Origin of the sequence: Actinophytocola sp. (genome assembly GCF_036378875.1) — a bacterium.
Taxonomy (GTDB): domain Bacteria; phylum Actinomycetota; class Actinomycetes; order Mycobacteriales; family Pseudonocardiaceae; genus Actinophytocola.
Genome location: NZ_DASUVO010000052.1, coordinates 141453 through 156384, shown reverse-complemented (window position 1 = coordinate 156384; position 14932 = coordinate 141453). Strand labels below are relative to the sequence as shown.

Here is a 14932-nt window from a genome sequence, read left to right as displayed (position 1 = left end):
CACATGGGTTTATCGCGGCGCCAGTTCCTTCTCAGCACCACTGTGCTCGGCGCCGCGGCCGCGACCGGCTGCACCACGGCGATAACCGGATCGGCACAACCCAACCCGGCGGACCTGCGCAGACTCAAGGACGACGCGATCCCCGACGAGGTGACGGTGGGCATCATCGCCTACCGGCCCTACACCATTGAGGAGGGCGAGCTCACCGGCCCCGTGCCGGAGATCGCGCGGGCGGTGCTCGCCGAGTTGGGTACCACCCCGAAGTTCGAGTTGATGCGAGACGAGCAGAAGCTGCTGGTCGGGATCAAGGCACAACAGTTCGACATGGTTGCCGGGCTGACCATGCGGTCTGACCTCTGTGGAGACGTCGTCTACTCCATGGCGGACCACGTGTCGGGTACCGCGCTCGCCGTGCCGCCGGGCAATCCCAAGGGCCTCAAGACATACGCCGACGTCATCTCGTCGGGCGCCAAGCTCGCGGTGTTCACCGGCTTCCCGGAGGACACCGACGCCAGCGCGGCAGGCGTCGCGTCGCAGAACGTCGTGCGGATGGTCTTCAGCGACCCGTTCGAGTTCGTCGCGAAGATCGAGGGCGGCGCGGCCGACTGCTTCGCCTACGACGACATCTCCTTGCGGGACATGGTGAAGGAGTCCGGCGCGGCACTCGACGTGGCCCCGCCGTTCAGACCTGAGAACCGCGTGCCGTTCATCGGCGCGTACGCGTTCCCCCGTGAGTCGCCCATTGTGGAGCCGTTCAACGAGGCACTGCGTGCGCTGCACAAGAGCGGTGACTGGAAACGCATCGTCGAACCGTTCGGATTCCTCGACGAGAACGAGGCGACCGATGACCTCTCCGCGGTGTGTGGGGAGTAACAGCTGCTGTTTCGTTCTGGTAACGAACCTTTGCCCCCGCGTGACTCTGCCCGTACGTTCGATCTCCACAAGATACGCGATCGATACGTGAAGACTGCGCGAAACACAAAGGACCATCGATGTCGGGGCAGAGATGGACCAGGCGGGACTTCCTCCGCTGGTCCAGCACAGTGGTAATGGCGGGAGCTGGACTGTCGGCATGCAGCCGCGTCCACCTCGAGGACGAACCGAACGGTGGCACCCTGCTCGACCGGCTGCGAGACGCAGGCGAGGTGCGGATCGGGTTCGCGAACGAGGCGCCGTACAGCTTCATCGACGACAACGCGGAGATCACCGGTGAGGCCGCCGAGCTCGCGAAGGTGATCTTCAGAAGACTTGGTGTGCCGGAGGTGCGGCCGATACCGTCGGAGTTCGGTTCGCTGATCCCCGGACTGAAGGTCGGCCTGTTCGACGTGATCGGCGCTGGCATGTTCGTGACGCCCGTGCGGTGTGCCGAGGTGCTGTTCACCAACCCGGACTACGAGGCGAAGACCGCTTTCCTTGTGCCGGAAGGAAACCCGAAGGGCCTGCGCAGCTACGCGGACGTGATCGCGAACCCGGACGTGCGGCTCGGCACGATGATTGGCGCCGCCGAGCAGCTCGACGCGCTCGACAGCGGCGTCGACGAGGCCAGCATGACGTCCTATCCGGACGCGCTCAGCGGACTGGAGGCTGTGGCGGCCGGCCGGGTGGACGCGTTCTCGCTCACCCGCATCTCGCTGAACGACGTGCTGGGCAAGAACCCCGGCGCGCCACTGGAGATCACTGAAGCGTTCGTGCCGGAGATCGACGGCGTGCCACGGCGAACGGGTGGTGCGTTCGGATTCCTGAAGGACCAGCAGAACATCGTCGACGCGTTCAACACCGAACTCGAGGCGCTTAAAAGCTCCGGTGAACTGCTGGAGATCGTGCGCCCGTTCGGCTTCACCGAGGCCGAGATGACCGACCTGACCGCGGCGGAACTCTGCCGCGCGCCAGCCGCCTGAGAGGAGGAAAGCCTTGTCCAGTCAGCAGTTGGGGCTCCTCCTCGACGGCGCCTGGTTCACCGTCGTCATCGCGCTCGGCGGTGCCGTGCTCGCGCTCGTGTGCGGGTTCGCGGCCGGGCTCGCCCGCAGCAGCGACTCAAAACCATTGCGCACCATTGGTTTCGTCTTCGTCGAGTTCTTTCGCGGGGCGCCGGTGTTGGTGCTCGCGTTCTGGTTCATCTACGCCCTGCCGCAGCTCGGCTGGCAGCTGGAGCCATGGTGGGCCGGCATGCTCGCGGTCGGGCTGAACATCGGCGCGTACTCGGCGGAGGTCGTTCGTGGAGCGATCCGCGCCGTCCCAACAGGACAGTTGGAGGCGGCGACCGCGCTCAACTTCACGGCCGCGCAACGAAACCGGCGTGTGGTGATCCCGCAGGCGCTCGTCGCGATGATCCCGCCGTTCTCCAACAACCTCATCGAGCTACTGAAGGCCACGGCGGTGGTGTCCGTGGTGGCCATTCCCGAGCTGACGTTCTCGGGGCAGCTGATCCGTGCCGGCACCGGCCGGTCCGCTGCCGTCCTCGGTGGACTTCTCATCGGCTACGGCGTGATCGCCGTGCTGTTCACGATTCTCATGCGGTTCGTGGAGCGCAGGGCCTCGGCCTCGGTCGGTAGGAAACCCGCCCGTGGGCTTTGGTTGCGCAGGCGGGAGGTGACGGCCTAATGGACTGGAACTGGTCCATCGTTCGCGACTTCCTGCCCCAACTGGGCGAGGGTGTCCTCACGGCACTCGAGGCCACGGTCCTCGGGTTCTTCGTCGCGCTCGTGCTCGGGTTCGTGTTCACACTGTTGCGGCGCAGCACGATCGTCTGGGTGCGGGTGCCGTTCGCGTTCGTCATCGAGTTCATCCGCAGCACACCGTTGCTCGTGCAGTTGTTCTTCCTCTTCTACGTGCTTCCGGAGATCGGCGTCACGCTCTCGCCGCTCGCGGCCGGCGTGATCGGGCTCGGCCTGCACTACGCGACGTACGTGTCCGAGGTGTACCGGGCCGGCATCGAGTCCGTCCCACCTGGACAGTGGGAGGCGGCGACCGCGCTCAACCTTTCCCGGCGGCACACGTGGACCCGGGTGATCCTGCCGCAGGCCGTTCCCCGCTCGATCCCCGCGTTGAGCAACTATCTGGTCGCGCTGTTCAAGGACGTGCCGCAGCTGGTGGCGATCACCGTGGCGGAGCCGTTCTTCCAGGCGCGTGAGCTGTCAGCGCAGACGTTCCGCACCTTCGAGGCAATCACCATGGCCGGGCTCGCATACCTGGTCACCGCGTTCGTCCTGTCCTTCTTCGGCAGGGTGGTCGAACGGCGCTACGGAAGGGTTTACCAATGACGGCCGCGGCCGACCTGATCACGTTCGACAAGGTGTGCAAGAGCTTCGGCGGCAACAGGGTGCTCGACGACCTGTCGTTCTCGGTGGCGGGCGGTGAGCGGGTCACCCTGATCGGCCCCAGCGGGTCCGGCAAGACCACGATCCTGCGCCTTCTCATGACGTTGCTGCGCCCGGACTCCGGCACGGTGTCGGTCGGCGACGACTACCTGTTCCACGAGAAGCGGAACGGTGACCTCGTGCCGGCGAGCGACGCGCACATCCGCCAGGTCCGCAGCCGGATCACCATGGTGTTCCAGCAGTTCAACCTGTTTCCGAACATGACGGTGCTGCGTAACGTCACCGAGGCGCCGATGCTGGTGCAGGGCAAGTCAAAGGACGAGGCCGTGGCGCGGGCGCGGGAACTGCTGGACCTCGTTGGCCTGTCTGGCAAGGAGGACGCGCACCCGTCACAGCTGTCCGGTGGGCAGCAGCAGCGGGTGGCGATCGCGAGGGCGCTCGCCGTCGACCCGGACGTGCTGCTGCTCGACGAGGTGACCTCCGCGCTCGACCCGGAGGTCGCGGCCGATGTGCTGGACCTGCTGCGGGACATCGCGAAGACCAGCGACGTCACGATGCTGTGCGTGACACACGCGATGAAGTTCGCGCGGGACGTCTCGCACCGGGTGCTCATGTTCTGCGAGGGGCAGATCCTCGAGGACGGCACCCCGGACCAGATCTTCGGCAACCCGAGGGAGGATCGCACGAAAGCGTTCCTGCGCTCGGTGATCGACGAGGCTTGAGCGTACCTTCGGGGTATGGCGCACATCCTCGTCAAGGAAGACGGCGAGACGGTCCGGATCACGATGAACCGGCCCGCCCGGCGGAACTCGCTGTCTTTCGAACACCTCTCCGAATTGCTGGCCGCGTTCGAGGAAGCGGGTGACTCGGCCGCGACCGGCATCGTGCTGGCGGGGGAGGGCCCGGTGTTCTCCGCCGGGCACGACTTCGGCGACGTCGCCGCGCGGGATCTCACCGGTGTGCGCGAGCTGCTGCAGCTCTGCACCCGGCTGATGAGGACCATACAGTCGGTGCCACAGGTCGTGGTCGCGCGGGTGCACGGGCTCGCGACCGCCGCGGGCTGCCAGCTCGTGGCGTCCTGCGACCTGGCGGTGGCGGCCGAATCGGCGGGGTTCGCGCTGCCCGGTGGCAAGGGTGGCTGGTTCTGCCACACACCGGCCGTGCCGGTGGCCAGGTCCATCGGCCGCAAGCGGCTGATGGAGATGGTGCTGACCGGCGACGTGATCGACGCGCCGACCGCGCTCGAGTGGGGCCTGATCAACCGGGTCGTGCCGGACGAGGAACTGGACGCGGCCGTCGACGACCTGCTCGCGAAGGCCACCCGCGGCAGCCGGGCCAGCAAAGCCCTGGGCAAGCAGACGATCTACGCACAGCTCGACCGACCCGAGGCCGACGCCTACGCGATCGCGCTGGAGGTCATGGCCTCGGCGTCGCAGCTTCCCGGCGCTCGGGAGGGGATGGCTGCCTTTTTGGAGAAGCGTCACCCGGTGTGGCCGGACTGAGGCGGCATTCGGCGTCCCGAGCTGGCCGCCTGCGCGGCCCTCACCCGATCCCGTTTCGCGGGGCGCGCGCCTACTTGCGTGCTCAGCCCGCCTCACGAATCATCTCGATGCGGGTGCAACGCCCCAAAGCCGCGCGAGCCGTTTCATGATCAACGCCAACACAGATGGTTGCGCGGCCCGCAGGGTGGTGATGTCTCGAAGGCGCCTTTGAGGACGCTGACCGTCCCGAGGGTGCCCTTCAGGACATCCGCGAACCGGCCTGGCCGAGGGCGGCGCGGTGTGAGCCTTCCTCGCCGTGGGCGTTATGAAGGACGCTCCTTCGCACGGCCACCTGCTCGAACCGTCCACTTTCGGCGCCCGCACAACCGCGAAACCACCACACGGGATCAACGCCCCGACATCGCCCGAGCGGTTTCATGATCAACGCCAACACAGATGGTTGCGTAGGCATCCCCCACCCATACCCGGGGGGCCACCCCGAGGCCATCGTACCAACCGACACAGACAAAACCCCAGGTCGCAAGGGCCTGTGGACAACTTTCGGTGGCCAGTCCGAGCGAATGGGACACTCGTGCTGCGCTGTCAGGGGGCCGCGGTTTCCTGGGGTTCGGCGGACGGTGCTTCCTGCGCGGCCGCTGGGCGGAGGATGCCCGCCGCGGCCACGGCTACCAGGCAGTAGCCCACGATCAGCAGGAACGTGAGGTTCAGCGGCATCAGGTTGGTCATCGGGCCGATCATTGCTGGGCCGGCGAGCATGCCCAGGTAGCCGATGCCGGCCACGCGGGACACGTTGGCCCCCGAGTTCTCCCGGTCGAAGTGTCCCGCGGCGCCGAACAGTTGTGGGACGGTGCCGGACAGGCCTATGCCGAAGACCGTCCAGCCGGCGATCGCGACCGGGATCGACGGGGTGAGTGACGTGACCAGCAGGCCGGCGGCCGCGATGGCCGAGCCGTAGCGGACGACCGCGACCTGGCCGAAGCGGGCGACCACCCGGTCGGTGAGTAGCCGGCCGATGGTCATCGCGGCGGCGAAGAAGCCGTACGCGAGTGCGGCGGTGGATTCCGGGGCGTCGAGGACCGAGCTGAGGTGCAGCACGCTCCAGTCGTTCGCGACGCCCTCGGCCAGCATCAACAGCAGCGCGACGATGGCCATCGCCCAGATTCGGCCCGGTGTCTTTCCGCGTTTCGGACGGGGGCCGGCCGTGGCCGGGCGGGGCTCGCGGCGCAGCAGGGCTGGGGTGGCGGCGGCCGCGGCCACGAGGGTGACGGCCGTGGCCACCGCGAACGTCGTCGCGGGTGCCCAGCCCCAGCTCAGCGTCCGGGCGCCCGCGAGTGCGGCGAGGAACCCGCCGATCGACCACATGCCGTGGAACGCGGACATGATCGGGCGCCCGTAGGCGTGCTCCACCTCCACGGCGTGCGCGTTCATGCTGACGTCGAGCGCGCCGTTGCAGAAGCCCAGCGACAACAGTGCCGCGGCGAGCGCGAACCCGCTGGTCGCGAGGCCCGGCAGGATCAGCGCGGTCGTGCACAGCAGCGCGCTCACCGGGACCACGACGCGCGCACCGAAACGGTCGGCGAGCGGGCCGGCGACCTGCATGCCGAGGAACGCGCCGCCGCCGAGCAACAACAGGAGCAGGCCCAACGTCGCGTGGCTGATGCCGGCCCGCTGCTCGATGGCCGGGATGTGGACGACCCACATGCCCACGACGAACCCGTTGAGGGCGAAGACCGTGTGGGTGGCTACTCGGGCACGTCGCAGGCGGTTGTCCACACACGAAACAGTACTTACGCGTTCTCCTGCTTGCGGGCCTGTGCAACGAGGATCATGACGCCGAGCAGCGCGATGACCGCCGCGACAGGGATCTGCGCGCCTTCCGGCAGCACGTGCCGCACGAGAAACCAGCTGCGTCCACCGTCCAGAATGGCGGAGAGACCGCCGCCGAACCCCTGAATGCACAGCACGATACCGATCAGCTCTGTGAGCCACTTCATAGGAAACCCCTTTCCTCAAGCCCACGGTGCCGGTCGAGCGCCCGCCTGTCGTCGGTCGGCCGAGGCAGTTCGGGGTCATCACTTCGACTGATCCGCGCACCGGCCGTGATGTGCTGTGATGGGCCCGTGAACGCGTGGCTCGAGCGGTTGTTCGCGTGGGCCGGGCCCCGCGTACCGGTGATGCAGGCCGTGCTGCTGTTCGGGATCGGCACGGTGATCCTCGCCGCCGGCGTGCCGGTGCTCGTGGACCTCGGCGGTGACCTGTTGCCGCCGACCAGTCCGCTCCGGCTCTGCACGCTCGCGGTCCTGTGCGGCGCGGAACTGCTGCGCCAGCGCGCACCAGGTGTCGCGCTGACCATCGCGCTGGTGGTCGGCGGTGTCGAGCTCACCTTCGGCGTGACGCTCGCGACCCTCCTCGTGGTCACCGACCTCCTGTTCGCCGCCACGGTCTTCGGTTCGCGGCGCACCAACCAGCTCGTGGTGTGGGGATCCGGCGCGGTCGTGCTCGTGCTGGTGGTCCTGTCGATCATGACCGCGCACGGCCTGCGGGACGTCGTGACCGGGATCCTCCAGGTGTGCAGCCTGCCGCTGATCCCGGTGTGGTGGGGGATGAACGTGCGCCACCACCGCGAGGCCGCGGCGGCGGAACGGGCCAGGGCCGACCAGCTCGCCAGGATCGCCGAGCTGGACCGGGACGCCGCGGTCCAGGCCGAGCGGGCCCGGATGGCGCGTGACCTGCACGACGTCATCGCCGGGCACCTGTCCGCGATCGCGATCCAGTCCGAGGCTGTTCTGTCCATGGTGGACGGTGACCCGGTGGCCATGCGCCGGGTGCTGAAGTCGGTGCGGGAGAACAGTGTCCAGTCGCTGACCGAGATGCGTGCGATGATCCACCTGCTGCGCTCGTCGGACGAGTCCGCTGTGGAGCACACGGCGCCGGCGCGGTTGCGGGACATCGCGCAGCTGCTGGAGTCCGCGCGAGCGGCCGGCCTCGTCGTCGACGCGGACACGAACGTCGACGCCGAACTGCCCGTGGCCGTCGACCTCTCCGCGTACCGGATCGTGCAGGAGGCGCTGACGAACGCCGTCAAGCACGCGCCGGGCGCGCGGGCGTCGGTGACGGTGGGGCGACGCGAGTCCACGCTCGTGGTCGAGGTGGTCAACGAGCGCACCGATTCCTTTGTGGAGGGTGGGGTCGGGCGGGGCCTGCTGAACATGCGAGAGCGGGCGCAGGCGGTCGGCGGGATGCTGGTGGCCGGTCCGCACGAGCGGATGTGGCGGGTGCGGGCGGAACTGCCCGCGGAAGGGACATGACTTGACCATCAGGGTGCTCGTCGCGGACGACCACGCGGCGATCCGGGCGGGGCTGACGATGATCCTCGACGGCGCGCCGGACGTCGAGGTGGTCGCGGAGGCGGCGGACGGCGCGGCCGCGGTGCGCAAGGCGGCGGCGCTCCGACCGGACGTGGTGCTGATGGACGTCCGCATGCCAGGCACCGACGGGCTGGAGGCGACGCGGCAGGTGATCGAGGCGGGCACCGCGCAGGTGATCGTGCTGACGACGTTCGACATGGACGAGTACGTGTACGGCGCCATGCGGGCCGGCGCGGCGGGCTTCCTGCTGAAGTCGGTCGACGCGACCAGGCTCGTCGAGTCGGTCCGGCTGGTCGCGGCCGGTGACGGGGTGATCGAACCCAGCGTGACGCGCCGGCTGATGGCGGCGTTCGCTTCCGCGCCCACCCCGGTGGCCCCTCCCGGGCTCGACGACCTCACCCAGCGCGAACGGGACGTGCTCGTGTGTCTGGGGGAAGGGTTGTCCAACCAGCAGATCGCGCGCCGCCTCGGCGTCGGCGAGGCGACGGTCAAGACGCACGTCTCACGGGTCCTCACCAAGCTCGACCTGCGTTCGAGGGTTCAGGCGGCGGTGCTCGCGAAGGATGCCGGGTTGGTCCGTTAGCCTGCTCCGTGTGCGTCTAGTGATCGCCCGCTGCCAGGTCGACTACGCCGGCCGGCTCACCGCCCATCTGCCCATGGCCACCAGGCTGCTGCTCGTCAAGGCCGACGGTTCCCTGTCCGTCCACTCCGACGACCGCGCGTACAAGCCGCTGAACTGGATGAGCCCGCCGTGCTGGCTGACCGAGGAGCCAGGCGTGTGGACGGTGGCGAACAAGGCGGGGGAGAAGCTGGTCATCACGCTTGAGGAGGTCCTCCACGATTCCGCGCACGAGCTCGGCGCCGAGCCGGGCCTGGTCAAGGACGGGGTGGAGGCTCACCTGCAGGAGCTGCTGGCCGAACACATCACCACACTGGGTGACGGCTACTCGCTGATCCGGCGGGAGTACATGACCGCGATCGGCCCCGTGGACATCCTGTGCCGGGACGGCATCGGCGCGACTGTCGCGGTGGAGATCAAGCGGCGCGGCGAGATCGACGGGGTCGAGCAGCTGACCCGCTACCTGGAGCTGCTGAACCGGGACCCGCTGCTGGCGCCGGTGCAGGGTGTGTTCGCCGCGCAGCTGATCAAGCCACAGGCCCGCACGCTCGCCGAGGACCGCGGCATCCGCTGCGTGACCCTCGACTACGACGCACTGCGCGGCATCGAGTCGGACGAGTTCCGCCTGTTCTGAGTGTCATCGCAGGTCAGCTCCTCGTCCTTGCCTAGCCGTGACCGCGCACTGCGGCCGGGACCGAAGGTCGCCGGCGCCGGGCGGCGCGATGCGTCAACGATGCTGTTGGTCAGCGGGCGACCTGTAGCGTCCTTAGTGGACTCGATAGGCGAATCGTCACTCACTCCAATGAGTGAATTTCCTTGAGGTCAGGCCGCTCCAACCAGCCAGGTCTCCCATTTCACCGGGCGTTGGGGTCGCCCCGGGAGGTGCGCTACCCGAGAGTGGTTGTCGCGGACCATCAGGTGCCCCCAGGTCCGTCGGTCGATTCCCAAAGGAGAGGATGCGTAGACCATGTCGTACTTCTGGCACAGTGACCTCAACGCCATCACCGTCAACAGTAAGTCCGAATTCTGGATCTTCAAAGGCGACCTGTGCGTCCGGACGAACAGTGCGGGAAACCAAGTCACCGCGGGCCCAGCGCAGATCACCGACGAGTGGCCCGTCCTACGAGACACCCCGTTCGCGAGCGATCTGGATGCCGTGCACCACACGGACGGCTACTGGTTCTTCAAGGGTGACGAGTGCGCCAAGACCAACGACGCAGGTGACGCCTACATGGTTCCTCCCAGCAGGATCATCGACCAATGGACCATCCTGAAAGATCTGTGAGACGTCGAGCGAACCTGGTGGTGGGCGTCGCCATCGCCGACACGCTCACCACCAGTCACTCGCCAACGCGTCGACGAGAACTAGAGCGAAGCCGAACATCGCCGCGAGAACGGCCGGCGCCGCCCATCTGAAACACCTAATCGGCGTACAGCTCGACGAGCTGCTTGGTCAGCGCCTCCGCGTCCACTCGGGGACAGACACCGCCTCACGTCGGGATGGTTGCTGGCGTAGGCGACCCAGTCGGTCTTCACCGCCGACTGCGGAGGCCGCCGCGGTCCACTCGCGCTGGTACTGGTTGTCGCGGCGCGGACGTCCTAGTCCTCGACGAGGGCCTGCTGGATCCGCTCGTAGATTCCCACTTCTCGCCGCCACCGGTCGTGCTCAACGAACCGGTATCGGTACTCCCCGGCGCTGTCCAGTTCGATCACATCACCGGGCAACAGAACGATCGCCGCGCCACCCTCCGCGGCCAGCAGTCGGTTCACACCTTCGATGTTCAGCGCGATCCGGTCGTCAGCCAGCTGCACGCATCGCCGGTCCTGCTCGTCGACGTCGAGTATCGGCCCCTGCGGGGCGCGTACCGCACCTTGTCGGCCAGCTTCACGACCACCACCTCCATGCCGGACGGGTATCTGCCGGCAGAGGTCACGGCTAGCGGTCGGTGACGTCACCGTTGTCGTCTTGGTTCTGAGGAGGAGGGCATCGGTGCTGTCGCGGAGTATGGGCTCGTCCTTTGGCTCCCACCAGGTCCGGTTCCGGTTCCGGTTACTGAGGTTGCGGTCGCCTCCGACGTGGATGTTGCAGGGGATCAAGCGAACAGCCGGCGGACGCGGGTCGGGGGATTCGTCCGCGCCCGCCGGGTTCGGGTCGAGGGAGCACGCGTCCAAGGTGGAACGCGCGAACCGTTCCAGAGGCGCGCCAAGGCCTCGGCCCTAGCCCAACAGCCGCCAAGGCTGGCCAGCTGCGGACAGCTCCAACAACGCTTCAAGCCCTTCCGCGCAGTCCGTGCAGGTCTTCTGCGTCGGGCGGTCGTGCAGGACGCCGAGCGGCACACAGTGCCCGCAGATCCCCTCCCCGAAATCGCGGCGGACATACAGGCAGTGCCTCTTGTTGTCCCGGCTCGACGTCCGCCACGACACATCAACCTTGCAGCCCGGCCGACCGTCGCACCTCGAGCACGGCACCAGGACGGCCGGCGCCGACTGAGACTCCCGCAGGGCATTACCGGTCCCCATGCACCGAGGACACGGGACGGAGATGGTTGTCGGCTGCGCGCCGTTGGTCATCGGTGATCACCGCCTTGTGTCCCGGCGGGCGCGGTCAGGACCTGGGGGTGCGCCGCGCCCGCCGAGGAATGGGTCCGGGAGCCACCGCTCACCACGACCGGTGTCTCAACCTGCCGACCCCTGACCGAGCCGGGGATCGCGTTCGGCTGTCGACCCCTGCTGTCCGGGGCCGACGTTCGTGACCGGCGCGCTCAGCGCCGGCAGCTATCTCCACACACTCCGGCGGCACGCTGATGCTGCACGCCACCCGAGGAATCGGCAGCCGGCCCGATACCGCCAGCACGAACACCGCACTCAGGAACCACGGCACCCACCCGAGGCCCTCGCGCTTGTACGCCGGCATCACCACGTGCATCACGACCACCACCGGCGGCACAACAACCAGCACCAGCGAGACGAGCCACCACCAGAACAGGCTCATGGTGGCTGTTCCGTCCGGTAGCCACGCTTCCGGCGTTCGGCGACGTTGTCCGCGGCCCGCAGTGCATCGCGGTACGTCCCGATCGACTGCGGTGGTACGACGTACCCGGCGCCGGGCGGAGTCACGACGACCACCCGTGTATCGGAAACGGCGATGATCAGCTCGCGGGGCTCGTCGGTGACAGCGTCGAGGACGCGAACCTTCCACTCCTCGCGGGGCGCTCCGCCCGCGTGCTGTGGTTGTTGACCACTGTCCAAGTTCTTTGTCACCTCCAGCAGGTGGAGGTGACGCTAAGTCGAGCAGAGGATTAGATTTTCACAGCTTGTGAAACCGCAGACTTGTTCACCCTGTTGGGGCAATGCCCATGCGCCAGGCCAACCCACGCAGTTCCCGACCACCAGCATCGCGGCGTGCACGTCGCAACTGGGCGGACACCACATCACGGACGAACGGGTTGTTCCGAATGAGTTGCGGCGCGGTGCGTTCCGCTTCGGACAGGGTCTGCACGCCCTTCTCCCACATCCGCTTCTCCGTCACCAGGGCACACCCGATGTCCTTGAGGAATGCGGCCCGGCGAGCCCTGCCCTCGATAGCCTCAGGTCGCACGGTCCGCGCGTACTCGGCGACCTTGGCGCCTTCGCCCAACTCGGCGCCGAGGCTGACGCGCCAGATGCCCGCGGCCTCGGCGGAGAAGTGAAGCCAGCCGAAGTTGTCGGTGTGCTCGGGAAGCCGGTTGGCCAGTTCGGTCGCCTCGGCAACGTGGTCGCTCGCCCGGTCGGCCTCGCCCTGGGCCGCCTTGACCAGCGCGGCGTTCAGGTGCAGTGCACCGGCGGCCTGGACCACGCTGGCGTCGTCGAGGGCAGGCTGCAGCATGTCGATCGTGCGTACAGCGAGGTTGTACTGATGTGGACGATCGAGGCTGCCGGCAGCGTAGCCGCGGACGAACGAGCCGAATCCAAGCCACTCGGGAGATTCCAGCTCCTCGGCGCAGGTCTGCGCCAGCCGGGCGGCGACCAGAGGCAGCCCGCGTACGCCCAAGCACTTCGTGACACCCGCCGCCGCACGGTAGGTGTAGACCAGTCCCACAAGCACGTCACGCCGGTGGTCGGGTTCACGGACGTAGGTCGCGTGTAACTCGGCGAGCAGGCCAGGGATGACGCCGCCGAGTGCGGCATAGTCAGCGTCTGCACGCAGTACCTCGTTGAGGTCCTGCACAGCCTGTCCCAGTTCCGGCCACGGCCGCGGTGACACACCCGGGTCGGTGCTGAGGTCGTATGCGTCGAGCGCGGCCTCGATTGCGGCGATGCCAGCGTGTGCCTCATTGGACAATGGGTCGGCCGGCATGTACGGCTGTCCGGTCAGCTCCTCAGGCGACACTCGCAGAGCGAGAGCGAGGGCTTCGAGAATGGCGTGGCGAGTTACGGGGCGCTGCCCGCGTTCGATCATGGACAGGTAGGACACGGACAGGCCGGCTAGGCCCGCTGTGGCGCTCAGGTTCATCCCGCGCCAGTTGCGGATCTCGCGTACGCGCGGACCAATCTGGGCGTGTTCAACGTCCATCGCAGGCACCTCTTCGCGGATGACCTCTTCGCGTGCACCCGGCGGCCAAACCGGGGGCGTTCCTCCGCGAAGAGGTACCCACTCAGGCTACCTCGCGACGACGGTCCTCGATCGGGTGATCACCTGTGTCCGACGTAGATCATGTTGGCCCAGTCCCACTTTCCGCCCGGCAGTTGATGCCGGTCCTGGCAGCGTTGGTGCGCCTGCGTCCGGTCCGCGCGCCGCTGGGCGCTCGCCGAGTTCCACCACGTGCGGTAGGCGGCATCGTCTCCAGGTGTCGGTTCCGCCTGTTCTGACTCCTCGCCCGTCCGGGCCGGTTCGCACACGTGATCCCGTACTGTGCATCCCGTGAGGGGTTCCGTTGTTCTACTGACCGTGTTCGTCGTCGGCTTGCTGGGTGGGTGTGGGGAGACCGTCGACACCGCGAAGCAGACCTTTCCGCGTAGCACGGTGCCTGCCGGCGAGGGTGGCGACCGGACCGGCGCCACCGGCACACCGAAGACCAACGACCCCGCGTTCTCCAACGACAAGCTGCGCAAGCTCGAGCCGTGCGGTCTGCTCACCGACGACATCCTGGCCGCGGTCGGCACGCCGGCCGACAGTGAGACCGAGGACTTCGGCGACTGCTCGAACTACATGAAGGACAAGGACGGCAAGGACCTCAGCGTCACGTTGTACGTCGGTGAGACGATCAACGGCGCGGAGGGTGCGGACGAGAACATCGGTGGTCTGCCGGCGTTGGACAGCGAGCTCGACGACGGCAGCGCGTGCTTCGTCAACGCCATCACCTCGACGAACCCGAACATCGGCCTCCGCGTGCAGGTGGGCGGCGAGGGTGACGACCTGTGCGGCACCGGCCGGACCGTCCTCACCGGCGTCGTGGACCTCATCCGTGAGGATCCGCCGACGCGCGAGGAGAAGACCGGCTCGATCGCGAGTGTCGACCCGTGCTCGCTGCTGGACGCGGCGGCGCTGAAGACCGCGATCGGCGGCGCCGAGACCGAGATGGCGCCGTACACGCTGCACTGGTGCAACTGGATCGGCGAGACCGTCGCGGCCGGCGTCTGGTTCCGCACGGGCTACGACCCGAAGGACGACACCGTCGACCCGGGGCAGCCGGTCGACCTGGGCAACGGCCTCACGGTGTACCAGACCGCGGAGACCGACAGCGGCGCGTCCTGCCGCCTTGAGTGGCGTCACCGCTCGACCGGCAGCGACGGCGACGACGAGATCATCGAGGTCGACTTCGACAACTCGTCCCCGCCGGCCGGCGACAACGGCTGCGCGACCGCGATAGAAATCGCAAAACTCCTGGTCCCAGCCCTCCCCAAGCCCTAGAAGCCGCGAGTCCAACACACCAGACCCGCGTGTCCAACAATCTGGACCCCTGAGTTCAACAGAACCGCTTACTGAGCGGTCAGCCGGTTTGTTGAACTCGCCGGTCGCTTCGGTTGGACACGCGGGTCTGTGCGGTTGGACTCGCGCGGGTTCGTGAGGTGGGCCACGGGAAGGCTGCTCGGCTTGTTACTGGCGGGTAGTGTCCGGCTTGCCTGTCTGGCGGACTGCGGAGGTGC

At 67.9% G+C, this 14932-nt stretch carries 17 protein-coding genes; 11 read left to right on the top strand and 6 right to left on the bottom strand.

Annotated elements, in window-relative coordinates; all coding sequences use genetic code 11:
* Positions 1-3: 3 nt before the first annotated feature.
* The 6 genes from VF106_RS15755 to VF106_RS15730 all read left to right on the top strand — a co-directional run bounded on the left by VF106_RS15755 (position 4) and on the right by VF106_RS15730 (position 4819).
* Positions 4-873 (top strand): transporter substrate-binding domain-containing protein, encoded by an 870-nt coding sequence (locus VF106_RS15755; RefSeq protein ID WP_330840447.1) that lies wholly within the window; start codon positions 4-6, stop codon positions 871-873.
* A 119-nt stretch (positions 874-992) separates the two neighbouring features.
* Entirely contained in the window at positions 993-1898 is a 906-nt protein-coding gene (ehuB, locus tag VF106_RS15750) for an ectoine/hydroxyectoine ABC transporter substrate-binding protein EhuB (RefSeq protein ID WP_330840446.1), read from the top strand.
* A gap of 13 nt (positions 1899-1911) precedes the next feature.
* Complete coding sequence (gene ehuC / locus VF106_RS15745; RefSeq protein WP_330840445.1) at positions 1912-2601, top strand: ectoine/hydroxyectoine ABC transporter permease subunit EhuC; 690 nt, start codon at positions 1912-1914, stop codon at positions 2599-2601.
* Positions 2601-3260 (top strand): ectoine/hydroxyectoine ABC transporter permease subunit EhuD, encoded by a 660-nt coding sequence (gene ehuD / locus VF106_RS15740; RefSeq protein WP_330840444.1) that lies wholly within the window; start codon positions 2601-2603, stop codon positions 3258-3260. The genes ehuC and ehuD overlap by 1 nt, the downstream gene beginning before the upstream one ends.
* Complete coding sequence (ehuA, locus tag VF106_RS15735) at positions 3257-4039, top strand: ectoine/hydroxyectoine ABC transporter ATP-binding protein EhuA (RefSeq protein WP_330840443.1); 783 nt, start codon at positions 3257-3259, stop codon at positions 4037-4039. Before ehuD ends, ehuA begins: the two co-directional genes overlap by 4 nt.
* A 15-nt stretch (positions 4040-4054) precedes the next feature.
* A complete protein-coding gene (locus VF106_RS15730; protein WP_330840442.1) occupies positions 4055-4819 on the top strand; it encodes an enoyl-CoA hydratase-related protein in 765 nt (254 codons plus the stop codon).
* A 582-nt stretch (positions 4820-5401) separates the two neighbouring features.
* Here the strand turns inward: VF106_RS15730 and VF106_RS15725 are convergent.
* Positions 5402-6592: an MFS transporter gene (locus VF106_RS15725; protein WP_330840441.1), complete on the bottom strand. Its 1191-nt coding sequence runs from the start codon at positions 6590-6592 to the stop codon at positions 5402-5404.
* 14 nt (positions 6593-6606) lie between these two features.
* Positions 6607-6813, bottom strand: a complete 207-nt coding sequence (locus VF106_RS15720; protein ID WP_330840440.1) for a hypothetical protein — start codon at positions 6811-6813, stop codon at positions 6607-6609.
* 126 nt (positions 6814-6939) lie between these two features.
* Between VF106_RS15720 and VF106_RS15715 the strand changes: the two genes are divergently transcribed.
* From VF106_RS15715 to VF106_RS15700, 4 genes are all read left to right on the top strand, one after another.
* Positions 6940-8127, top strand: coding sequence for a sensor histidine kinase (locus tag VF106_RS15715; protein ID WP_330840439.1), 1188 nt, complete (start codon positions 6940-6942; stop codon positions 8125-8127).
* 1 nt (position 8128) lies between these two features.
* Positions 8129-8770, top strand: coding sequence for a response regulator (locus tag VF106_RS15710; RefSeq protein ID WP_330840438.1), 642 nt, complete (start codon positions 8129-8131; stop codon positions 8768-8770).
* 10 nt (positions 8771-8780) lie between these two features.
* Positions 8781-9440, top strand: coding sequence for an endonuclease NucS (gene nucS, locus VF106_RS15705; RefSeq protein WP_330840437.1), 660 nt, complete (start codon positions 8781-8783; stop codon positions 9438-9440).
* Positions 9441-9773: 333 nt separating this feature from the next.
* Positions 9774-10091, top strand: a complete 318-nt coding sequence (locus VF106_RS15700; RefSeq protein ID WP_330840436.1) for a hypothetical protein — start codon at positions 9774-9776, stop codon at positions 10089-10091.
* A 314-nt stretch (positions 10092-10405) separates the two neighbouring features.
* On the opposite strand, the gene VF106_RS15695 is transcribed toward VF106_RS15700, so the two are convergent.
* The 4 genes from VF106_RS15695 to VF106_RS15680 form a co-directional block, all read right to left on the bottom strand.
* Complete coding sequence (locus VF106_RS15695) at positions 10406-10618, bottom strand: hypothetical protein (protein ID WP_330840435.1); 213 nt, start codon at positions 10616-10618, stop codon at positions 10406-10408.
* 847 nt (positions 10619-11465) lie between these two features.
* Entirely contained in the window at positions 11466-11798 is a 333-nt protein-coding gene (locus tag VF106_RS15690; RefSeq protein ID WP_330840434.1) for a hypothetical protein, read from the bottom strand.
* On the bottom strand, positions 11795-12067 hold the full coding sequence (locus VF106_RS15685; protein WP_330840433.1) for a hypothetical protein: 273 nt from the start codon (positions 12065-12067) through the stop codon (positions 11795-11797). Before VF106_RS15685 ends, VF106_RS15690 begins: the two co-directional genes overlap by 4 nt.
* 73 nt (positions 12068-12140) lie before the next feature.
* On the bottom strand, positions 12141-13358 hold the full coding sequence (locus VF106_RS15680; protein WP_330840432.1) for a helix-turn-helix domain-containing protein: 1218 nt from the start codon (positions 13356-13358) through the stop codon (positions 12141-12143).
* Between the two features lie 348 nt (positions 13359-13706).
* On the opposite strand from VF106_RS15680, the gene VF106_RS15675 reads away from it, so the two are divergent.
* Positions 13707-14696 (top strand): DUF3558 family protein, encoded by a 990-nt coding sequence (locus VF106_RS15675; RefSeq protein WP_330840431.1) that lies wholly within the window; start codon positions 13707-13709, stop codon positions 14694-14696.
* Positions 14697-14932: the final 236 nt, after the last annotated feature.

Bases quoted from the DNA above. Each gene is read 5' to 3' on its own strand.
- VF106_RS15755 (WP_330840447.1), top strand. From the start codon at position 4: ATGGGTTTATCGCGGCGCCAGTTCCTTCTCAGCACCACTGTGCTCGGC.
- VF106_RS15690 (WP_330840434.1), bottom strand. From the start codon at position 11,798: ATGAGCCTGTTCTGGTGGTGGCTCGTCTCGCTGGTGCTGGTTGTTGTG.
- VF106_RS15720 (WP_330840440.1), bottom strand. From the start codon at position 6,813: ATGAAGTGGCTCACAGAGCTGATCGGTATCGTGCTGTGCATTCAGGGG.
- VF106_RS15680 (WP_330840432.1), bottom strand. From the start codon at position 13,358: ATGGACGTTGAACACGCCCAGATTGGTCCGCGCGTACGCGAGATCCGC.
- VF106_RS15730 (WP_330840442.1), top strand. From the start codon at position 4,055: ATGGCGCACATCCTCGTCAAGGAAGACGGCGAGACGGTCCGGATCACG.
- ehuB (WP_330840446.1), top strand. From the start codon at position 993: ATGTCGGGGCAGAGATGGACCAGGCGGGACTTCCTCCGCTGGTCCAGC.
- ehuD (WP_330840444.1), top strand. From the start codon at position 2,601: ATGGACTGGAACTGGTCCATCGTTCGCGACTTCCTGCCCCAACTGGGC.
- ehuA (WP_330840443.1), top strand. From the start codon at position 3,257: ATGACGGCCGCGGCCGACCTGATCACGTTCGACAAGGTGTGCAAGAGC.
- VF106_RS15700 (WP_330840436.1), top strand. From the start codon at position 9,774: ATGTCGTACTTCTGGCACAGTGACCTCAACGCCATCACCGTCAACAGT.